Annotated in this window: 25 protein-coding genes; 18 read left to right on the forward strand and 7 right to left on the reverse strand. The window is 64.7% G+C overall.

The window, feature by feature from the left end; genetic code table 11:
- Positions 1 to 19: 19 nt before the first annotated feature.
- Both ACP7EY_RS13750 and ubiA read right to left on the reverse strand, forming a co-directional pair.
- On the reverse strand, positions 20 to 340 hold the full coding sequence (locus ACP7EY_RS13750; protein ID WP_426194436.1) for a DUF883 family protein: 321 nt from the start codon (positions 338 to 340) through the stop codon (positions 20 to 22).
- Positions 341 to 412: 72 nt separating this feature from the next.
- The gene (ubiA, locus tag ACP7EY_RS13755) at positions 413 to 1,267 is read right to left on the reverse strand and encodes a 4-hydroxybenzoate octaprenyltransferase (protein WP_426194438.1); all 855 of its coding nucleotides are present in this window, start codon (positions 1,265 to 1,267) and stop codon (positions 413 to 415) included.
- Between the two features lie 189 nt (positions 1,268 to 1,456).
- Between ubiA and ACP7EY_RS13760 the strand changes: the two genes are divergently transcribed.
- Complete coding sequence (locus ACP7EY_RS13760; RefSeq protein WP_426194439.1) at positions 1,457 to 1,876, forward strand: hypothetical protein; 420 nt, start codon at positions 1,457 to 1,459, stop codon at positions 1,874 to 1,876.
- Positions 1,877 to 1,885: 9 nt separating this feature from the next.
- On the opposite strand, the gene ACP7EY_RS13765 is transcribed toward ACP7EY_RS13760, so the two are convergent.
- The gene (locus ACP7EY_RS13765) at positions 1,886 to 2,875 is read right to left on the reverse strand and encodes a hydrogen peroxide-inducible genes activator (RefSeq protein ID WP_426194441.1); all 990 of its coding nucleotides are present in this window, start codon (positions 2,873 to 2,875) and stop codon (positions 1,886 to 1,888) included.
- 164 nt (positions 2,876 to 3,039) lie between these two features.
- Between ACP7EY_RS13765 and ACP7EY_RS13770 the strand changes: the two genes are divergently transcribed.
- Both ACP7EY_RS13770 and ACP7EY_RS13775 read left to right on the forward strand, forming a co-directional pair.
- Positions 3,040 to 4,212: a PilT/PilU family type 4a pilus ATPase gene (locus ACP7EY_RS13770; RefSeq protein ID WP_426194443.1), complete on the forward strand. Its 1,173-nt coding sequence runs from the start codon at positions 3,040 to 3,042 to the stop codon at positions 4,210 to 4,212.
- A gap of 36 nt (positions 4,213 to 4,248) precedes the next feature.
- Positions 4,249 to 4,728, forward strand: coding sequence for an adenylyltransferase/cytidyltransferase family protein (locus tag ACP7EY_RS13775; protein WP_426194504.1), 480 nt, complete (start codon positions 4,249 to 4,251; stop codon positions 4,726 to 4,728).
- A gap of 4 nt (positions 4,729 to 4,732) precedes the next feature.
- Here the strand turns inward: ACP7EY_RS13775 and trmL are convergent, their stop codons facing one another.
- Together trmL and ACP7EY_RS13785 are read right to left on the reverse strand one after the other, a co-directional pair.
- Positions 4,733 to 5,203, reverse strand: a complete 471-nt coding sequence (trmL, locus tag ACP7EY_RS13780) for a tRNA (uridine(34)/cytosine(34)/5-carboxymethylaminomethyluridine(34)-2'-O)-methyltransferase TrmL (RefSeq protein ID WP_426194445.1) — start codon at positions 5,201 to 5,203, stop codon at positions 4,733 to 4,735.
- Positions 5,204 to 5,248: 45 nt separating this feature from the next.
- Positions 5,249 to 5,995 (reverse strand): phosphoribosyltransferase family protein, encoded by a 747-nt coding sequence (locus tag ACP7EY_RS13785; protein WP_426194447.1) that lies wholly within the window; start codon positions 5,993 to 5,995, stop codon positions 5,249 to 5,251.
- 97 nt (positions 5,996 to 6,092) lie between these two features.
- Between ACP7EY_RS13785 and ACP7EY_RS13790 the strand changes: the two genes are divergently transcribed.
- The 3 genes from ACP7EY_RS13790 (at position 6,093) to ctaD (ending at position 10,090) form a co-directional block, all read left to right on the forward strand.
- A complete protein-coding gene (locus ACP7EY_RS13790; protein WP_426194449.1) occupies positions 6,093 to 6,989 on the forward strand; it encodes a methyltransferase domain-containing protein in 897 nt (298 codons plus the stop codon).
- Between the two features lie 286 nt (positions 6,990 to 7,275).
- The gene (gene coxB / locus ACP7EY_RS13795) at positions 7,276 to 8,472 is read left to right on the forward strand and encodes a cytochrome c oxidase subunit II (RefSeq protein ID WP_426194451.1); all 1,197 of its coding nucleotides are present in this window, start codon (positions 7,276 to 7,278) and stop codon (positions 8,470 to 8,472) included.
- Between the two features lie 13 nt (positions 8,473 to 8,485).
- A complete protein-coding gene (ctaD, locus tag ACP7EY_RS13800; RefSeq protein WP_426194453.1) occupies positions 8,486 to 10,090 on the forward strand; it encodes a cytochrome c oxidase subunit I in 1,605 nt (534 codons plus the stop codon).
- Here the strand turns inward: ctaD and ACP7EY_RS13805 are convergent.
- Positions 10,083 to 10,286, reverse strand: coding sequence for a hypothetical protein (locus ACP7EY_RS13805; RefSeq protein ID WP_426194455.1), 204 nt, complete (start codon positions 10,284 to 10,286; stop codon positions 10,083 to 10,085). The two genes, ctaD and ACP7EY_RS13805, sit on opposite strands and share 8 nt — an antisense overlap.
- Here ACP7EY_RS13805 and ACP7EY_RS13810 point away from each other — a divergent pair.
- The 3 genes from ACP7EY_RS13810 to ACP7EY_RS13820 all read left to right on the forward strand — a co-directional run bounded on the left by ACP7EY_RS13810 (position 10,285) and on the right by ACP7EY_RS13820 (position 12,003).
- The gene (locus tag ACP7EY_RS13810; RefSeq protein ID WP_426194457.1) at positions 10,285 to 10,860 is read left to right on the forward strand and encodes a cytochrome c oxidase assembly protein; all 576 of its coding nucleotides are present in this window, start codon (positions 10,285 to 10,287) and stop codon (positions 10,858 to 10,860) included. The two genes, ACP7EY_RS13805 and ACP7EY_RS13810, sit on opposite strands and share 2 nt — an antisense overlap.
- Positions 10,860 to 11,066, forward strand: a complete 207-nt coding sequence (locus ACP7EY_RS13815) for a DUF2970 domain-containing protein (RefSeq protein ID WP_426194506.1) — start codon at positions 10,860 to 10,862, stop codon at positions 11,064 to 11,066. Before ACP7EY_RS13810 ends, ACP7EY_RS13815 begins: the two co-directional genes overlap by 1 nt.
- Positions 11,067 to 11,142: 76 nt before the next feature.
- Positions 11,143 to 12,003: a cytochrome c oxidase subunit 3 gene (locus ACP7EY_RS13820; RefSeq protein WP_426194459.1), complete on the forward strand. Its 861-nt coding sequence runs from the start codon at positions 11,143 to 11,145 to the stop codon at positions 12,001 to 12,003.
- A 91-nt stretch (positions 12,004 to 12,094) separates the two neighbouring features.
- On the opposite strand, the gene ACP7EY_RS13825 is transcribed toward ACP7EY_RS13820, so the two are convergent.
- Positions 12,095 to 12,295: a twin transmembrane helix small protein gene (locus ACP7EY_RS13825; protein ID WP_426194461.1), complete on the reverse strand. Its 201-nt coding sequence runs from the start codon at positions 12,293 to 12,295 to the stop codon at positions 12,095 to 12,097.
- Positions 12,296 to 12,369: 74 nt separating this feature from the next.
- Between ACP7EY_RS13825 and ACP7EY_RS13830 the strand changes: the two genes are divergently transcribed.
- The 9 genes from ACP7EY_RS13830 to ACP7EY_RS13870 all read left to right on the forward strand — a co-directional run bounded on the left by ACP7EY_RS13830 (position 12,370) and on the right by ACP7EY_RS13870 (position 19,848).
- Positions 12,370 to 13,080: an SURF1 family protein gene (locus ACP7EY_RS13830; RefSeq protein ID WP_426194463.1), complete on the forward strand. Its 711-nt coding sequence runs from the start codon at positions 12,370 to 12,372 to the stop codon at positions 13,078 to 13,080.
- Entirely contained in the window at positions 13,043 to 13,687 is a 645-nt protein-coding gene (locus ACP7EY_RS13835; protein ID WP_426194465.1) for an SCO family protein, read from the forward strand. The genes ACP7EY_RS13830 and ACP7EY_RS13835 overlap by 38 nt, the downstream gene beginning before the upstream one ends.
- Before the next feature lie 6 nt (positions 13,688 to 13,693).
- On the forward strand, positions 13,694 to 14,812 hold the full coding sequence (locus tag ACP7EY_RS13840; protein ID WP_426194467.1) for a COX15/CtaA family protein: 1,119 nt from the start codon (positions 13,694 to 13,696) through the stop codon (positions 14,810 to 14,812).
- Positions 14,809 to 15,723 (forward strand): heme o synthase, encoded by a 915-nt coding sequence (gene cyoE / locus ACP7EY_RS13845; protein WP_426194469.1) that lies wholly within the window; start codon positions 14,809 to 14,811, stop codon positions 15,721 to 15,723. The genes ACP7EY_RS13840 and cyoE overlap by 4 nt, the downstream gene beginning before the upstream one ends.
- A 13-nt stretch (positions 15,724 to 15,736) precedes the next feature.
- Positions 15,737 to 16,327: an SCO family protein gene (locus tag ACP7EY_RS13850; protein ID WP_426194471.1), complete on the forward strand. Its 591-nt coding sequence runs from the start codon at positions 15,737 to 15,739 to the stop codon at positions 16,325 to 16,327.
- Positions 16,328 to 17,398 (forward strand): AI-2E family transporter, encoded by a 1,071-nt coding sequence (locus tag ACP7EY_RS13855; protein WP_426194473.1) that lies wholly within the window; start codon positions 16,328 to 16,330, stop codon positions 17,396 to 17,398.
- A 289-nt stretch (positions 17,399 to 17,687) separates the two neighbouring features.
- Positions 17,688 to 18,371 carry a c-type cytochrome gene (locus tag ACP7EY_RS13860; protein WP_426194508.1) on the forward strand — a complete coding sequence of 228 codons (684 nt, stop codon included), beginning with the start codon at positions 17,688 to 17,690 and terminating at the stop codon, positions 18,369 to 18,371.
- An 89-nt stretch (positions 18,372 to 18,460) separates the two neighbouring features.
- The gene (locus ACP7EY_RS13865) at positions 18,461 to 19,663 is read left to right on the forward strand and encodes a c-type cytochrome (protein WP_426194511.1); all 1,203 of its coding nucleotides are present in this window, start codon (positions 18,461 to 18,463) and stop codon (positions 19,661 to 19,663) included.
- Positions 19,664 to 19,671: 8 nt separating this feature from the next.
- Positions 19,672 to 19,848, forward strand: a complete 177-nt coding sequence (locus tag ACP7EY_RS13870) for a hypothetical protein (RefSeq protein WP_426194475.1) — start codon at positions 19,672 to 19,674, stop codon at positions 19,846 to 19,848.
- The last annotated feature ends 8 nt before the right edge of the window (positions 19,849 to 19,856 follow it).

A 19,856-nucleotide genomic window follows, 5' to 3' on the forward strand; every position in this document is an offset into this window, starting at 1 on the left:
TGCCGGTCCCGCTACCACATTACTCCTTGCGGGAGATCGCCACGCCCAGCAGCAGGCCGATGGTGGCGCCGATGGCGATCGAGCGCCATGGATTTTCGTGCACGAACTCGTCGGTGGCCTTGGCCGCCACCTTGGTTTTTTCCACCACCGCATCCTGGTAGTAGATCACGTTGTCCTTGGCGCTGGTGAGCGTGCGCTCGAATTTTTCCTTGGCGGCCCGCAGGTCCTCGCCCGTCAGCGAGCTGTTGCGCAGCCAGCCTTCAGCGTCCGAGATGACCGATTTCAAATCGCTCATCAGTTGATCACGGGTGCCGGTCTGGGTGGGGATTTTTTCCATCATGGAATGCCTCATTAGTGTTTGTTAGAAAGCCAGCGGCGGACAGGCGTCCTGCGCGCTGTTATTGGTACGACATCATCTGAATGCGTAGTCTAACGCGACTCCGCCAAAAAGCGCCGCACCCAACCAATTGTTGTGGCGAAAGGCGGCAAAACAAGCCATGCGTTCGCGTCCGCGGATCAGGCGGTAGTGGTACAGGGCCATGCCGGCCGCCACCGCCACGCCGGCGGCGAACCACCAGCGCAGGCCCAGCGCCCAGCCACAGGCCAGGTCGATCGCCAGCGCCGCGCCATAGCACAGCATGATGGCGGCGACGTCGAAGCGGCCGAAGGTGATGGCCGAGGTGCGGATGCCGATTTTCAGGTCATCGTCGCGGTCGACCATCGCATACTCGGTGTCGTAGGCCACCGCCCAGAACACGTTCGCCACCAGCAGCGCCCAGGCCAGCGCCGGCACCTGGCCCTGCACGGCGGCGAAGGCCATCGGGATGCCGAAGCCGAAGGCAATCCCCAGATAGGCCTGGGGAATGGCAAAAAAGCGCTTGAAATACGGGTAGCTGCCGGCGATGAGCAGGGCCGCCACCGACAACTGCCTGGTCAGCGCGTTCAGTGGCAGCACCAGCAGGAAGGCCAGTGCCGCCAGCACGCCCGCCACCGCCAGCGCTTCCCACGGGGCAATCTTGCCGCTCGTTAAAGGGCGCTCGGCGGTGCGCTTGACGTGCTTGTCGAAGTCGCGGTCGGCGTAGTCGTTGATGGCGCAGCCGGCCGAACGCATCAAGGCCGTGCCCACGGTAAAAATGAGCACCACCTGCGGGTCGGGCCGGCCGTCGGCGGCCAGCCACAGGGCGATCAGGGTGGGCCACAGCAGCAGCAGGATGCCGATCGGTTTGTCGGCGCGGATTAGCTTGAAATACAGGATCAGTCTTGGCATCGAAGGTCTTCCAACAACGGGGAACCCCGATTTTGTCAGGGGAGGGCGTGCACAGCAGTTTTATGCGCAAGCTTGCATAATTGATGCTGTCGAAATTTTAAGCTTTACAAGATGCTATGATTGATCTGGCGCGTCTTGGCGCGCCAACGCCGGCCTATACTTGTTTGCCCTTCACTTCGGATCAATATCATGCAACTCAAGCATTTTACTTTGTGCGCCGTCTCGCTGGCCACCGGCGGCGCCCAGGCGCAGGCGCAACAATTTGTGCAGGTCAATTCGCTCAAGGAATTGCCGGCGGCAGTGCAGCAGCAACTGGGGGTGGGCAATGCGGCCGATCCCATCGCCGACCGGGGCGAGCCGTTCAACGGCGGTTGCGTGATTGCCGATGCGACGCCGCGCAGGCGCTTCCTGATGGGGGCGCTGGGCACGGATGTGGTCGTGGTCGCCGTCGAAGTGGGCGGCTTCGCCCATGACTCCGTGACCGCCGAGTGGCGCCGCCATGGCGAGCACTGGATCAAGCAGGTGCGCAGGAGCGCGCCGCGGTTTCCGAAAACCTTGCAGGAGTTGCTGCAGGACAGCAAGCAGCCGGTGCTGACCGCCCGCAATTGAGCGGGGGGCTCAAGCGGCTTGGGCGTGCCCGAGCGCGCGCGCGGCAAGCCCGGGCAGCGCATCCTGCAGTTCCAGTTCAGCCATCTCCACGCCGGCCAGATTGCACGCCGCCACCGCCTGGCAAATGGCGTCGATGGCGGCCCGGCGCGTAAAACTTTTTCTCCACACCAGCACCACGCGGCGCGAGGGCACGGGGGCGCTGAACGGCACGAAGCGCAGCATGCCGCTCTTGTCGTTCATGTCAGGCACGGAGGCGCGCGGCAGCACGGTCAGGCCGATGCCGCTGGCCACCATGTGGCGGATGGTTTCCAGCGAGGACCCTTCGAAGGTGCGCTGCATGCCATTGCCGGGCGTGGAAAAGCGCGCCATTTCCGGGCACACTTCCAGCACCTGGTCGCGAAAGCAGTGGCCATTGCCGAGCAGCAGCATGGTTTCCGTCTTCAGGTCTTCGGCCGTGATGGCGGCGCGCCGCGCCCACGGATGGCTTTTCGGCATGGCCACCACGAAGGGCTCGTCGTACAGGGTTTGCATCGACATGCCGTGATCGGGCAGGGGCAGGGCCATGATGGCGGCGTCAAGCTCGCCCTGGCGCAGCAGTTCGAGCAGGCGCACCGTGAAATTTTCCTGCAGGATCAGGGGCATTTGCGGCACGTTGTCGATCATGTTCTTCACCAGCGGCGGCAGCAGGTAGGGGCCGATGGTGTAGATCACGCCCAGCCGCAGGGGGCCGGCCAGCGGATCCTTGTTTTGCTTGGCCAGCTCGCGGATGGCGGCGGTCTGCTCGAGCACCCGTTCGGCCTGGGCGATGATCTGCTCGCCCAGCGGCGTGACCGACACTTCGGTGCCGCCCCGCTCGAACAGGACCACGCCCAGTTCATCCTCGAGCTTCTTGATCGCCACCGACAGGGTTGGCTGGGCGACATGGCAGGCTTCGGCGGCATGGCCGAAGTGGCGTGCGCGGGCGACAGCAACAATGTATTTGAGTTCTGTGAGGGTCATGATCGTCGAGAAGGCCAGGCAAAGCGGGGAAGGCGTGGTCGAGCGTGCGTGCTGCCACGGGGCGCGTTGCAATTTCGTCCAGCAAAGTTTTTATATTTTACCGGAAGCCCAGTCGATATAATTGCCGGGCCAGCGATTTTTGTCGATTCATTTCCGAGGTTTCCATGTCCACCCAGTTCGGCCCCGTCGAAGCGCAGGCGTATCTCCACAAGCTCCTCACCGTCATGCAGCACCAGGGCGGTTCCGACCTGTTCATTTCGGCCGACTTCCCGCCTAGCATGAAGCACCAGGGCGCCATGAAAGCGCTGAGCCAGCAAAAGCTGAGCGGGGACGTCACGCGCGCGCTGGCCCTGTCGATCATGAACGACAAGCAAAAGCGCGAGTTCGAGGCGGAAATGGAGTGCAATTTCGCCATCTCGCTGCCGAATGTCTGCCGCTTCCGCGTCAATGTATTTGTCCAGCAGCAGTGCGTGGCCATGGTGGTGCGCACGATTGCCTCGGAAATCCCGAATTTCGACAAACTGGATCTGCCCGAGGTGCTCAAGGACGTCATCATGACCAAGCGCGGCCTGGTGCTGGTGGTGGGCGGCACCGGTTCGGGCAAGTCGACCACGCTGGCGGCGATGATCGATTACCGTAATGCCAATTCGGCCGGCCACATCATCACCGTCGAAGACCCCGTCGAATACGTGCACAAGAACAAGGGCTGCCTGATCACCCACCGCGAAGTGGGGGTCGATACCCTGTCGTGGCACAACGCGCTGAAAAACACCCTGCGCCAGGCCCCCGACGTGATCCTGATCGGCGAAATTCGCGACACGGAAACGATGGAACACGCGATCGCCTTCGCGGAAACGGGCCACCTGTGCCTGGGCACGCTGCACGCCAACAACTCGAACCAGACCATGGACCGCATCATCAACTTCTTCCCGGAAGAGCGGCGCAGCCAGTTGCTGATGGACCTGTCGTCGAACCTGCGGGCGATCGTCTCGCAACGCCTGGTGCGCACCGAGGATGGCAAGGGGCGCAAGGCGGCCATTGAAATCCTGCTCAATACGCCCACCATCGCCGAGATGATCTTGAAGGGCAATTTCCCGGGCATCAAGGAAATCATGCACAAGTCGCGCGAGCTGGGCATGTGCACTTTCGACCAGGCCCTCTATGACCTGTATAACAAGGGTTTTATCGGCTACGACGAAGCGATCCGCAATGCCGACTCGGCCAACGGCCTGCGCCTGCAAATCAAGCTGCGCGGCGAGCGCAAGGAGCCAGGCGTGAGCGGGGCCACCACCTCGGACGACCTGTCGATGCTGGCCGACGAAGTGCCCGAGGACTAGCAGTCCTGCCTTTTATTTTTCCACCATTCCATGACCATGCCCGCCTTCGAACAAAAAATCTGTGCCCGCGCCGACCTGGCCGAACGGGTCGCCGCCCTGCCCAAGCCGGTGGTGCTGACCAACGGCGTCTTCGACATCTTGCATCGCGGCCACGTCACCTACCTGGCGCAGGCGCGCGCGCTGGGTGCCTCGCTGGTGGTAGCGGCCAACACCGACGCCTCCGTCAAGCGCCTGGGCAAGGGCGACGACCGCCCCCTGAACACGGCGGACGACCGCCTGGCGGTGCTGGCGGCGCTCGAATCGGTCAGCCTGGTGGTGTCGTTCGACGAAGACACGGCGCTCGAGGTGGTGCTCGAAGCGCGCCCCGACATCTACGCCAAGGGCGGCGATTACGCCATGGCGGCGATCCCCGAAGGGCAGGCGGTGCTGGCGTATGGCGGACAAGCCGTCGCCATCGATTTCGCCCACGACCGCTCGACGACGAAACTGCTCGACAAGGTGCGTGCGCAGGGCTGAGCGCTCAGGCGCCGCCCGCGTAACCGTTCTGGCGCCACGCCTCGTAGACCACCACCGCCACCGTGTTCGACAGGTTCAGGCTGCGGTTGTCGGGCCGCATGGGCAGGCGAATGCGCTGCGCGACGGGAAAACTCTCGCGCAAGGCCGGCGCCAGGCCGCGCGTTTCCGAACCGAACACGAAGACGTCACCCGGCACGAACGTCGCCTGGGAAAACGGCGCCGAACCATGGGTGGTCAGGGCGAACATGCGCGCCGGATCGGGCGCGACGTCGTCGATGAAGGCTTGCCAGTGCTTGTGCACTTTCATGGTGGCGTAATCGTGGTAGTCCAGGCCGGCACGCTTCATCTTGCTGTCGTCGAGCGGGAAGCCGAGCGGTTCGATCAGGTGCAACTGCGCCCCCGTGTTGGCACACAGGCGGATGATGTTGCCCGTATTGGGCGGGATTTCCGGTTCGACCAGTACGACGTGGAACAAAGTGCGTCTCCTTGAGATTTTTTTCGCCATGGTACAGCAGTCGCTTTACTTCGGCGGGGTACGCGCCACCACGTAGTTGCTCACGCGCAGCGCGCCCGCTTGCTTGAGGGCGCTGGCCAGGGCGTCGAGGGTGCGCGCGCTGGTCATGACGTCGTCGACGATGCCCACGTGCAGGCCGGCCACGGGCGCCGTGATGGCAAAGGCGGCGCGCACATTGGCCGCGCGCGCGGCCGGGGCGACGGCCGATTGGGGCGCCGTTTCCAGCACCCGCGTGGCCAGGCGCGCATCGAGCGCCACCCCCAGCATGCGCGAGAGGGGGCGCGCCACTTCGAGCGCCTGGTTGAACCCCCGTTCGGCCAGCCGGCGCCGGCCCAGCGGCACGGGCGCGAGCACGTCGGGCAGGGCACCAGCGGTGGCCGGATCGCGCAGGGCCTGGTCGCGCAGCAGGGTGGCGAACCACGGCGCCAGCGGCAAGCCAGCGCCAAATTTGAGTTGCAGCACCAGTTGATCGAACGGCGCCTGGTAGTCGGCGGCGACGACGGTGGCGTCGAAGGCGGGCGGCGCCGCCACGCAGGCGCCGCAGTCGCGGCCGGCGGCGGCGTCGCGCGGCGCCAGCGGATTGGCGCAGCGCCGGCAGCGCGTCCGTGGCCGCACGGCATCGGCGCGGCAGCCGTCGCAGACGACGCCGGGGCAGCGCTGGCCGCACAGGGCGCAGGACGATGGTAGCAAACCCGGTAGTAAACCGGGCAACAAGCCCGGCAGCACCCTGCTCAGCGCGCGCAGCGTCCACATGCTTCACCTCCTTCGACCTGGCCGTCACGATGTACACTGCCGCCATTATCCCTTTTCCGTTTTGTTCGCCATGGCCACACCCCAAGCTCCCAGCAAAATGAGCGCCCCAATCGATGGCGCCACCGTGCGCCGGCTGTTCAATGATCCGGCCAGCGTCGCCGGGTCCGATTTCCTGCGCCGCGAAATCGCCAGCCGCATGCACGAGCGCCTCGAACTGGTGAAAATTGCGCCCCAGCGGGTGCTCGATGCGGGCTGCGGCGCGGGCGCCGACCTGTCCCTGCTGCAAAAAGACTATCCGGCCGCCCAGGTCATCGGCATCGACGCCGCCGCCGGCATGGCCGCCGCGGCCGCCGCGCGCACCCCGGCGCCCGCCCTGCGCGCGCTCAACCAGATGCTCAGCCGCCTGATGCCGGCCAGGGCGGGCGTCGACGTGCTGGCGGGCGACTTCGGCAATCTGCCGTTCGCACCGAACTCGATCGACCTGGTGTGGTCTAACCTGGCGCTGCACTGGCACCCCCAGCCCGACCGCGTGTTTGCCGAATGGCGCCGCGTGCTGCGCATCGACGGCTTGCTCATGTTCTCCAATTTCGGTCCCGACACCCTGCGCGAGCTGCGCCGCGCGTACGCCGAGATCGATGAGCATCCCCATGTGCTGCCGTTTGTCGACATGCACGATTTCGGCGACCAATTGGTGGCGGCTGGTTTTTCCACCCCCGTCATGGACATGGAGCTGATCAAGGTCACCTACGACAGCGCGGCCAGCCTGCTGGCCGATGTGCGCGCGCTGGGCGGCAATCCGCTGGCCACGCGCGCGCGCGGCTTGCGCGGGCGCGCTGCCCAGCAGCGCCTGCTGGCGGCGCTGGAGAAGGGGCGCGACGCTTCTGGCAAGCTGGTATTGAGCTTTGAAGTGATCTACGGCCACGCTTTTCGGCCGGCGCCCCGTGCCACGGCGGCGGGCGAGTCCATTGTCCGTTTCCAGCCACGCAGGCCGTGACGGGGGCGCCAGCAATTTTCTTGATGCTTTTGCTACGCAATGAGTATAATCAACGACTAATTTTGCCGCCCCGTCCATACATGCTAAAAAGGCAATCATGGTGCATGGCCAGGCCGGCAGCCGCAACAGCAAGTCGTCGTTCATCGGTGTGCTTTGCTCATCCTTGGCCGATGTCCCGGCGCCATGTTCACCATGGCGCCGTTGCGAGACGGTAGGGAGATGCGGCGAACCATGTCTGGCTCGCTGACTATAAAAATATTTTTATTTTTTGGTGGTTGGGGAAAACATGACATATGTGAAGCAACTTCAGGCCTGGTTGTTCGGACTGGCGATTGCCGCCAGCCTTGCCGTCAGCACGACGGCCCTTGCCGCAGAAGAAATTACCGGCCAACCCACGGTTCGCCAGCTCAACCTGCAACCACCCGTTACCCGGATCGCCGCCGAAATCAATGCCCTGCACACCTGGATGATGGTGGTGTGCGTGGCCATTTTCGTCGCCGTGTTCGGCGTCATGTTTTACTCGATCATCAAGCACCGCCGTTCGGTCGGTCACAAACCGGCCACCTTCCACGAGTCCACCGCCGTCGAGCTGGCCTGGACCATCGTCCCGTTCCTGATCGTCATCGGCATGGCGCTGCCGGCCACCAAGACCGTCGTCGCCATGAAAGACACCTCGAACGCCGACCTGACCATCAAGGTCACGGGCATGCAGTGGAAATGGGGCTACGACTACCTCAAAGGCGAGGGCGAGGGGATCTCCTTCCTGGCCAACCTGGCCACCCCGCGCGCGCAGATCGGCTCTCCCGGGGTCGCCCCCACCGCCGAACGGGGCGCGTTTTATCTGATGGAGACGGACAACGACGTCGTCGTGCCCGTCAACAAGAAAATCCGCCTGGTACTGACTGCCAACGACGTCATTCACTCGTGGTCGATTCCCGCGTTCGGCGTCAAGCAGGATGCGATTCCCGGTTTCGTGCGCGACACCTGGTTCCGCGCCGAAAAAATCGGCATGTACCGCGGCTATTGCTCCGAGCTGTGCGGCAAGGAGCACGCCTTCATGCCCATCGTCGTCAAGGTCGTCTCGGACGCCGATTACACGGCCTGGGTGGCCGGCAAGCAAAAAGAAATGGCGGCGCTGGCCGATGACCCGAGCAAGGTCTGGACCATCGACGAGCTCAAAGTCAAGGGCGAAAAAGTGTACGCCGCCAACTGCGCGGTGTGCCACCAGGCCAACGGCAAGGGCTTGCCGGGCGCCTTCGCCCCACTGGACGGTTCGCCCGTGGTCACGGGGCCGAAAGGCGAACAGATCAACGTCTTGCTCAATGGTAAAAAGAGCGGCGCTTACCCGACCGAAATGCCGGCATGGAAGCAGTTGTCCGATTCCGACATCGCTGCGGTGATCACGTTCACGCGCAACAGCTGGTCGAACAAGGCTGCGGAAAACATCGTTCAACCGGCCGAAGTCCTGGCTGCACGCAAGTAATCGGGAGCAGAAGATGAGCACAAGCACCAGCATCGATCACGCCGCCGGCCATGCCCACGGCCACGACCATTCCCACGACCACCCGCACGGCTACCAGCGCTGGCTGTTCGCCACCAACCACAAGGATATCGGCACGCTCTACCTGTGGTTTTCGCTGATCATGCTGATGTCGGGCGGCGTGCTGGCCCTGATGATCCGCAGCGAACTGTTTCAACCGGGCCTGCAGTTCTTCCAGCCCGAATTTTTTAACCAGTTGACCACCATGCACGGCCTGGTGATGGTGTTCGGCGCCATCATGCCTGCCTTCGTCGGCTTCGCCAACTGGATGATTCCCCTGCAGGTGGGCTGCGCCGACATGGCGTTTGCCCGCATGAACAATTTCTCGTTCTGGCTGCTGCCCCCGGCGGCGCTGCTGCTGGCCGGCTCCTTCCTCGCCCCCGGCGGCGCCACCGCCGCCGGCTGGACCTTGTACGCGCCCCTGTCGACCCAGATGGGCCCCGGCATGGACATGGCCATCTTCGCCATGCACCTGATGGGCGCCTCGTCGATCATGGGGTCGATCAACATCATCGTCACCATCCTCAACATGCGCGCGCCTGGCATGACGCTGATGAAAATGCCGATGTTCTGCTGGACCTGGCTGATCACCGCCTACCTGCTCATCGCCGTCATGCCCGTGCTGGCCGGCGCCATCACCATGACGCTCACCGACCGCCACTTCGGCACGGCCTTCTTCAATGCCGCCGCCGGCGGTGATCCCGTCATGTACCAGCATATTTTCTGGTTCTTCGGCCACCCCGAGGTCTACATCATGATCTTGCCCGCCTTCGGCATCGTCTCGCAGATCCTGCCCGCCTTCGCCCGCAAGCCCCTGTTCGGCTACGCCTCGATGGTGTACGCCACCGCCTCGATCGCCATCTTGTCGTTCATCGTCTGGGCCCACCACATGTTCACCACCGGCATGCCGGTCACTTCGCAGCTGTTCTTCATGTACGCCACCATGCTCATTGCCGTGCCCACCGGCGTGAAGGTGTTCAACTGGGTCGCCACCATGTGGAAGGGGTCGATGACCTTCGAGACGCCGATGCTGTTCTCGGTCGGCTTCATTTTTGTCTTCACCATGGGCGGCTTCACGGGCCTGATCCTGGCCGTGACCCCCATCGACATCCAGTTGCAGGACACGTATTACGTCGTCGCCCACTTCCACTACGTGCTGGTGGCCGGTTCCCTGTTCGCCCTGTTTGCCGGCTTCTATTACTGGTCGCCCAAGTGGACCGGGCATATGTACAACGAAGGGCGCGGCAAGTTCCACTTCTGGGCTTCGCTGATCACTTTCAATATTACCTTCTTCCCCATGCACTTCCTGGGGCTGGCGGGCATGCCGCGCCGCTACGCCGATTACTCGGCGCAGTTCACCGACTTCAATGCCATCGCCACCATCGGCGCTTTCGGTTTCGGCCTGTCGCAGGCCTACTTCCTGTTCTTCGTCGTGCTGCCCACCATCCGCGGCGGCGCCAAGGCGCCCGCCAAGCCGTGGGATGGCGCCGAAGGCCTCGAGTGGACTGTGCCGAGCCCGGCGCCGTTCCACACCTTCGAGGTGCCGCCGATCGTCAAGTAAGTGATAGGCTTGCGTCGTCACGTAATTTTGGAGCATCGGAAAGCAGGGCAGCGCTTTCCGCCTCGGGGTAGCGGCAATGTCTGACGGTAAAAAACCAAGCAATTCCCGGTTGGGCCTGATATTGGCCGGCGTCGCGCTGTTTTTCTTCGCGATGGTCTTCATCAAGCGGATCTGGCTGTGAACGGGGCGCCGGCATGAGCGTCGCGCCAAAGCGCCTGTTGCGGCTGAACCGGGCCATGCTGGGCAAGCTGCTGGTGGTGACGGTGGTGATGTTCGGCTTCGGCTACTCGCTGGTACCCGTGTACCGCCAGATGTGCGAGCTGCTCGGTATCAATGTGCTCACGCAACAGGATGGCACGGTGGCGCGCCCCGCCAACACCCAGGTCGACACCAGCCGCAGCATCACGGTCGAGCTCGATGGCAATGCCCAGGGGCCGTGGCGCTTTCGCCCCACCACCCGCAGCATCGTGGTGCACCCGGGCGAACTGGCCACGGTACTGTACGAAGTGGTCAACACGCAGGACCGCGCGGTGCAGGCCCAGGCCATTCCCAGCTACGCGCCGCAGTCGGCCACGCCGCATTTCAAGAAGGTCGAGTGTTTCTGTTTCAAGCAGCAAACCATGCAGCCGCACGAAGCGCGCCAGATGCCGGTGGTGTTTTTCATCGACCCGGCGCTGCCCCGTGAAGTGAGCACGATTACCTTGTCGTACACCTTTTTCGAAGTGGGCGGGACCACCGGCAATCCCGCCAAGACGGTGGCGTCCCGATGATGGACCCGCAAGCGCCCCGCAAGGCCCGGCTGGGGGCCACCATCAAGGCGGTATTCTGGTCGTTTTTCGGGATCCGCAAGAAGAGCGATTATGAAAGCGATGCCGCCAATCTCAATCCGCTGCACCTGGTCATCGCCGGTGTGCTGGGGGCGGCGCTGTTTATCGGCATCCTCGTGACGATTGTCCACTTTGTGGTGGCAAAATAGCAGCATAGAAAATAGCAGTACAGTGGCAACCTAAAAAAGCAGGCAACGACAACACCAAGTTGACAGGAGATTTCAGATGAGTGCATCACACGGCGCAGCGCCGCACTATTTCGTGCCAGGCCCCTCGAAATGGCCCTTGTTGGCCGGCATGTCCCTGTTGGTGACGATGGCCGGTGCCTCCGGTTGGGTCAACGGCCAGGGCTGGGGGCCGGCCGTGAACCTGGCCGGCATCGCCGCCGTGCTGATCGTGCTGTATTTCTGGTTCGGCGACGCCATCGGCGAATCGGAGGCGGGCCAGTACGGCGCCAAGGTCGACCTGTCCTACCGCTGGTCGATGAGCTGGTTCATTTTTTCCGAGGTGATGTTCTTCGCCGCCTTCTTTGGCGCGCTGTTCTATGCCCGTACCATCAGCATGCCGTGGCTGGGCGACCTCGATCACAAGCTGATCTGGCCCGATTTCGCCGCCCACTGGGGCAACACGGGCCCCGCCGGCGTGGTCGACCCGTTCCAGACCATGGGGCCGTTCCCGATCCCCACCATCAACACGGCCTTGCTGCTGACCTCGGGCGTGACCCTGACCATCGCCCACCACGCCCTGCTGGCCGGCCAGCGCGCCAAGACCGCCACCTGGTTGTTCGCCACCATCTTGCTGGGCGCGACCTTCATGGGCTTCCAGGCCTATGAATACATGCACGCCTACAGCGAACTGAACTTGAAGCTGACCTCGGGCATTTACGGTTCGACGTTCTTCCTGCTGACGGGGTTCCACGGCTTTCACGTCACGGTGGGCGCCATCATGCTGTCGGTGATGCTGTACCGCGTGCTCAAGGGGCACTTCACGGCGGACCACCATTTCGGCTTCGAAGGGGCGGCCTGGTACTGGCACTTCGTCGACGTCGTCTGGCTGGGCCTGTACGTCGTCATCTACTGGTTGTAGTCGGCGGCCGGCGCCGCCGGCGATAAAAAAAGCCGCACGGGGACAGGCGCCCCGTGCGGCTTTTTTCTGCCAGCGTGCGTGCAGCGAGGTCCTAGTGCAGGCCGGTGGGGGCGATCCAACCCATCTTGTACGAACCCAGTAAAATCAGGAACAGGGTGATCGACAGCGCCACCCGCATGGCCAGGGCCTGCACGGTGCGGTTGCTCTTGCCCTTGTCGCGCATCAGGAAAAACAGGGCGATGCTCAGGCTCGACAGGATCAGGATAAACGCAATGGCGATCAGGGATTTCATGGTGGGCAGAAGAGCGGCAAAGTGTGATTGTAATGCGTAAACCCCGGCTATTTTCGCGTTTTGCGTGGCGGCCCGTGCCCTTGATCGTCACCATCGTGCTGGTGCTGCTCGGCGTTTGCCTGGGCAACTGGCAAACGGGCAGGGCGCACCAGAAGCAGGCCCTGCAACAGCGCCTGGACGCGGCCGCGCGGCAGGCACCGCTGGCGCTCGATGGCGCCACGCTGGCGCAGGGCGCGCAGCTGGAATTTCGCGCCGTGCGCCTGACGGGCCAGTTCGTCGACTGGCCGCTGGCCCTGAACAACCGCCCGCTGCACGGCCAGGCGGGCTTTTACCTGGTGATGCCGTTCAGGCTGGCCGACTCCAACACCCATGTGCTGGTGGCGCGCGGCTGGCTGCCGCGCAATGTGGCCGACCCCGCCAGTTTGCCGCCCTTTCGGACGCCCGTCGGCCAGGTCACCATTGAAGGCGTGCTTAAAACGGGGCTGGGGCATATCATGCAGCTCGGCACGCCCGCGCCCCTGGCGGCGGGCGCCATCGTGCAAAACCTGGCGCCGGCAGAGTTTGCCAGCGCCAGCGGCCTGCCGACGCTCCCCTTGATCCTCGAGCAGACGGGCAAGCAGGCCGATGGCCTGGTGCGCGACTGGCCGGCGCCCTCGCTGGGCGTGGACAAGCACCAGGGCTATGCCTTCCAGTGGTATGCGCTGGCCGTGATGGCCGCGCTGTTTTTCCTAATGACAGGATTTCGACGTGCAAGCAAGCCCAAGCAAGATACCGAACCCCGATGAGCAGCGCCGCCGCGGCCGCTGGAAGCTGCTGGCCGTGCTGGCCGTGTGCGCCGCGCCGCTGATTTTTTCGTACCTGACGTATTACGTCATCAAGCCCACCGGCCGCACCAATTACGGCGACCTGATCGACCCGCGCGCGCACCCGATGCCCCAGTTGGGCACGAGCAGCCTGGACGGCAAAAGCGTCGAACTGGGCGCCTACCAGGGCAAATGGCTGATGCTGGTGGCATCGCCGTCGGCCTGCCCGAAAGCCTGCCTGGACCAGATGTACGCGATCCGCCAGGTGCGCGCCATGCAGGGCAAGGAGATGGAACGGATCGAACGGGTCTGGCTGATCACCGACCAGGCCCCGCTCGACACCATGCTCATCCGTGAGCTGGACGGCGTGCGCATGCTGCGCGCGCGCGCCGCGGCGGTGACGGCCTGGCTGCCGCCGCCACAGCAGGCCGGCGCGGCATCGCCGATCTACCTGGTCGACCCGCTGGGCAACCTGATGATGCGCTTTGCGCCGCCGCCGGCGGGCGCCACCGAAGCGCAAGCCGTCGAACACTACGCCCGGATCAAGAAAGATATCGCCAAACTCCTCAAAGCCTCGGCGATCGGATAATCACGAATGCAAACTGCAACCTTGGTGCAACTGGGCGTCACCGGCCTGCTGGTGGCAAGCCTGCCCCTGTCGATGGTGTGGCTGTCCGCGGACGCCAACAAATACCGCAAACTGGTGTGGGTGGCCGTGTTTCTCACCTTTGACCTGATCGTGTTCGGCGCTTTTACGCGCCTGACCGACTCGGGCCTGGGCTGCCCCGACTGGCCCGGCTGCTACGGCCTGGCCAACCCTTTCCAGGCGCACGAACAGATCACCGCGGCCCAAACGCTGTTGCCGACCGGCCCCGTCACCGTCGTCAAGGCGTGGATCGAGATGATCCACCGCTACCTGGCGATGGGCATTGGCCTGCTCATCATGGCCCTGATGGCCACCAGTTTTCTGCAATGGCGACGGGGCCGTCCCCGCCCGCGCGCCGAATTCGCGCCGGGACTGCCCACCGCCCTGTTCCTGTTCGTCTGCCTGCAGGGCGCCTTCGGCGCCTGGACGGTGACGATGAAACTGCAACCGGTGATCGTCACCATTCACTTATTGCTGGGCATGGGACTGCTGGCGATGCTGGCCTGGCTCGGTGGACGGCAAGATTTTCTGGCAGGCAAGGGCGGTGTCAGCGCTGCCGCGCCCGTGGCCGGCTTGCGCGCGGTGCGCATCGGCGCCTTGCTGACCGCCATCGTGCTGGCGCTGCAGATCGCCCTGGGCGGCTGGGTCAGCACCAACTACGCCACCCTGGCCTGCAGCGAATACCCCCGTTGCGGCGGCGCCTGGATCCCGCCGATGGACTTCGAGCATGGCTTTACCCTGTGGCGGGCGCTGGGCAAGACCGCCGCCGGCCACTATCTGCCGTTCTCCGCGCTGACGGCAATCCACTGGGTGCACCGCAATTTCGCCCTCGTGCTGGTGCTGGTGGCGTTGTGGACCGCGCGCCGCGCATGGCGTTTTCAAGCGCTGCGGCCCAGCGCCGCAGCGCTGGTGGCGGCCCTGCTGCTGCAGGGGGCGAGCGGGCTGGCGACGATCTATTTCAGCTTTCCGCTGGCGATCGCGGTATTGCATAACGCGGGCGCGGCCGTGCTGGTGCTGGCAGTGACCATGTTAAACTACAAGGCAAAGTTCCACTCCAAGCCCTCATGACCAGCCAGACCGCCACGCACGAATCCCCCCAGCAACCGCTCAAGCCGGCCAGTCGCGTCGCCCAGTATTGGGCGCTGACGAAGCCGCGGGTGACCCAGCTGGCGGTGTTTTGCGCCATCATCGGCATGTTCCTGGCCACCGACGGCCTGCCGCCCTGGCGCACGGTGCTGGCCGCCACCGTCGGCATCTGGCTGCTCACCAGCGCCGCCTTCGCATTTAATTGCCTGATCGAAGCGTCAATCGACGCCCGCATGGCCCGCACGGCCCGCCGCGCCACCGCCAGCGGCGAACTCACCCGCAATCAGACGCTGCTGTTTTCCGGCATCGTGGGCGGGCTCGGCATGGCCGTGTTGTACCTGCTGGTCAATCCCCTGACCATGTGGCTGACCTTCGTCACCTTCGTCGGCTACGCCATCATCTACACCATGATCCTCAAGCCGGCCACGCCGCAAAACATCGTCATCGGCGGCCTGTCGGGCGCCATGCCGCCGGCGCTGGGCTGGGCCGCCATCGCCAACGACGTGCCGATGCAGGCCTGGCTGCTGGTGCTGATCATTTTTGTCTGGACGCCGCCCCATTTCTGGGCGCTGGCCATGTACCGCCGCGACGACTACGCCCGCTCCGGCCTGCCCATGCTGCCCGTCACCCACGGCATGGCGTTCACCGGCTACCACGTGTGGCTGTACGCGATCGCGCTGGCCGCCACCACCCTGCTGCCGTTTGCCGTGCAGATGAGCGGCCTGATCTACCTGGTGGCGGCGGTGATCCTCAACGCCATCTTCCTGATGCACTCGTGGCGCGTGCACCGCCACTACACCGACCAGGTCGCCCGCAAGGCCTTCGCCTGGTCGATCATGTACCTGGGCCTGCTGTTCGCCGCGCTGCTGGTCGACCATTATTTGCCGTTCTGACTGTGCCCACCCGATGAAAAAACTCACTGCCGCCCTCGCCGTGTCGCTCGCCGTGGTGCTCGCCGCAGGTCTGGCCGCCTGCAGCAAGCCGGCCAGCTTCCAGAACACCGATGTCACGGGCCTGCGCTACGCCGAGGATTTCGCCCTGACCGACCACACGGGCACGCCGCGCAATCTGGCCAGTTTCCGCGGCAAGGTGGTGCTGGTGTTCTTCGGCTACACCCAGTGCCCCGATATCTGCCCCACCACCATGGTCGAACTGGCCGGCGTCATGAAAGAGCTGGGCCCGCTGGCCGACCGCGTGCAAGTGCTGTTCATCACCCTCGATCCCGAGCGCGACACCCAGCAATTGCTGGCCGAGTATGTGCCCGCTTTCGACAAGCGCTTCCTGGGCCTGCGCGGTGACGCCGCCGCCACCGCCAAGGTGGCCAAGGAATTCAAGGTGTTCTACGCCAAGGTGCCGGGCAAGCAGCCGGGCAGCTACTCGATGGACCACACCGCCGGCAGCTATGTGTTCGACCATGACGGCAAGGTGCGCCTGTTCGTGCGCCACGGCCAGGGCACGGCGGCGCTCACGAACGATCTGCGCCAACTGCTCAAGTAGATGGACGACAGCTTCGGCAAGCGGGCCGTCCGCCTTGGTGCCGTGCTGCTGCTCATCATCGGCTGCGTGCTGGTGCTGCGCCCCTTCCTGTCCGCCATCCTGTTTGCCGGCGTGGTGGTGGTGTCGTCCTGGCCCCTGTACCAGCGCCTGCTGCTGCGCCTGAACGGGCGGCGCAACCTGGCCGCGCTGGCCATGACGGTGTTCCTGACCCTGCTCGTCATCATTCCCCTCAGTCTGCTCGCCTACAACATGGCCGACGACATCGCCCGCCTGTTCGACCAGATCCGCAGCGCCGTCGAGGGCGACGTCCTGCGCCCGCCCGCCTGGCTGGTCAAGGTGCCGCTGGTGGGCCCCATGCTCGACGGTTACCTGAACAGTCTGCTGGGCAGCCGCGACGAACTGACCGAACTGGCCCGGCGCCTGATCGAACCGGCGCGCCGCATCGTCACCAACGGCGGCCTGCTGCTCGGTGGCGGCGTGGTGCAGATGATGATGGCCACCTTCGTCAGCTTTTTCCTGTACCGCGACGGCCAGGGCGCCATGCGCCTGATCGGCGTGGGCGCCGCCCGCATCTTCGGCGAGCACGCCGCGCGTGTCTCCGTCACCGTCAGCCTGACCGTGCGGGGAGTGATGCTGGGCCTGCTCGGGACGGCGCTGGCGCAGGCGCTGGTGGCGGCCATCGGCCTGGCCATTGCCGGCGTGCCGGGCGCGCCCCTGCTGGCCATGCTCACCTTCGTGCTGTCGCTGGTGCCGGTGGGCCCGCCGCTGGTGTGGGGCGGCGCCGCCGCCTGGCTGTTCGCCCACGACCAGACCGGCTGGGGCATCTTCATGCTGGTGTGGGGCTTTGTCCTCATTTCCGGCGTCGACAACGTGGTGCGCCCCATGCTCATCTCGCGCGGCACCACCTTGCCCTTCCTGCTCACCTTCCTGGGCGTGCTGGGCGGCGTGGTGGCGTTCGGCTTTGTCGGCCTGTTCATCGGCCCGACCCTGCTGGCGGTGGCCTATTCGCTCATCAATGAGTGGACCGGCAGCAATGCGCAGATTGCCGCCGAGGCCGAGCGCCCCCAATAACGCCCCCCTGATGACGGCCGCCGCCGTCGCCCGCCCCGGTTCTTGCCGACCCGGGGTTGGCGCGCGCCTGTCGTATACAAATTGCAAATTGTTGCGAAGCACCACGACCCCTGTGTTAAAGTACCCATACTGACTGTAGGCCTATTCCAAAATAGCTAGTGTTGGTAATGCGCCCTCCGGTGTTCCGGAGATTTTGTGAATATCCTCAGGCGTTCAAATGACTTCTTCCTGGTCCGACCTCCGACAATTATGGCGCCACCTGCGCCTCGCCCCCGTGCTGGCAAGCTTCATGCTCGCCGCCAGCGCGCAGGCGCAAACGTCACCCCATGCCGACGCCACCCCGGCATTCAAGCAACTCGATTCGATCGAAGCGCGCGTGCAGGGCTGCGTCACCTGCCACGGCCAGAATGGCCAGGGCACGGCGAACGGCTATTTTCCCCGCATCGCCGGCAAACCGGCTGGCTACCTGTACAACCAGCTGGCCGCCTTCCGCGACGGCACCCGCAGCTACCCATCGATGAATTACCTGGTGGCCTATCTGCCGGACCCGTACCTGAAGGAAATGGCGGCCCACTTCGCCGCGCAGCGTCCGCCGTTCACGGAGCGCGAAGCCGTCACGGCCAGCGCCGCATCAATGCAGCGGGGCCAGGTGCTGGCCACCGCCGGTGATGCCAGCAAGGGCATTCCCGCCTGTATCGCCTGCCACGGCGCCAAGCTCAATGGCATGGAGCCGGGCATTCCCGGCCTGGCCGGCCTGCGCACCGCCTACATCGCCGGTCAATTGACGCGCTGGCGGGTGGGCGAGCGTCGCGCCGCCGATCCCGATTGCATGAAGCGCATCGCCACCCGCCTGTCGGACGCCGATGTCGCCGCCGTCGCCAGTTGGCTGTCGCAGCAGGCGCCGTCCGCTGCCACCGCACCCGAACCATCGAATTTAGTCCGCATGCCGTTCGCATGCGGCAGCCAGAGGTGAACCCCATGCGTAAGAGTGTTGTTGTTGGCGGGGTCGTGATCGGCCTGGCCGTGGTGGCCGCTGCGGCCTTCTACCTGCTGCGTCCGGGCATGCTGCCCCAGCAAGCGGGGGCGGTGGCGGTCAGTGCGTCGAGCCAGGTGATCAACCGGGGCGAGTACCTGGCCCGTGCCGGTGATTGCGTCGCCTGCCACACGGTGCCGAACGGCCCCGTGTTTGCCGGCGGGCGCGCGATGGCGACGCCGTTCGGCAATCTGTACGTGCCCAATATCACCCCCGACGACGAGACGGGCATCGGCCACTGGAACGCCGAGGAATTTTACCGGATGATGCACACCGGTATTTCGCGCGATGGCAAGCTGCTCTATCCGGCCATGCCCTTCGCCTCCTACACCCAGGTCACACGGGACGACTCGGATGCGATTTTCGCGTACCTGATGTCGAATCCGCCCGTCAAACAGAAAAACCGCGAGCATGAACTGCGCTTTCCGTTTAACAATCGCGAACTGCTGATCGGCTGGCGCAGCCTGTATTTCAAGGAAGGCGAGTACAAAGCCGTGGCCGGCCAGAGCGTCGAGTGGAACCGCGGCGCCTACCTGGTCAAGGGCCTGGGACACTGTTCGATGTGCCACACGGCCGTCAACGCGCTGGGCGGCTCGAGCGAATCGAAGGCCTTCGAAGGGGGCATGATCCCCAACCAGAACTGGTATGCGCCGTCGCTGACGTCGAGCCACGAAGCGGGCCTGGGCGACTGGGCCATCAAGGACATTTCTGACCTGTTGCAGGTGGGCGTGTCGCACCGCGGCACCGTGTACGGGCCGATGGCCGAAGTGGTCTATAACAGCTTGCAATACCTGACCGACGCCGACGCCAAGGCGATGGCCGTGTACCTGAAGGCGCTGCCGCAAAAAGACGGCACGCCCGCGCCCACCAGCGAGGCCCGGCTGGTCAGCCCCGACGTGATGGAAGTGGGCCGCAAGGTGTACGTGGCGCAGTGCGCGGTGTGCCACGGTGCCGAAGGCAAGGGTCAGACGCCGTCGTATCCGCCGCTGGCGAACAACAAGTCGATCACCATGGCCTCGCCCGTCAATGCGATTCGCATGGTGCTCAATGGCGGCTATCCGCCCGGCACCAGCAAGAATCCCCGGCCGCACGGCATGCCGCCGTTCTCGCACATCCTCAGCGATGCCGAAGTGGCCGCCACCGTCACGTATATCCGCGTCGCCTGGGGCAACACTGGCACCCCCGTCGTCGCCAAGCAGGTCAACGATCTGCGCACGCTTTTACCGGAGTAATGAAAATTATGAACCATCCCGACGATGACCCCGTTTCGGTCGAAGCGCAACGCAGGGTCGACGAAGTCGTCGCCCAAGGCCCGGGCGGCGCCTTCGCCGTCGCCGGTGTCGCCACCTTTCTTGTGATCGCCATGGTCTTTGTGTTTTATTTCGTCGTCTACCTGCCACGCGGGGCCGTCCAATGACGTCGCCC

Source organism: Massilia sp. DWR3-1-1 (assembly GCF_049898325.1).
In the GTDB taxonomy this organism is placed as follows: Bacteria; Pseudomonadota; Gammaproteobacteria; order Burkholderiales; family Burkholderiaceae_D; genus JAFCUW01.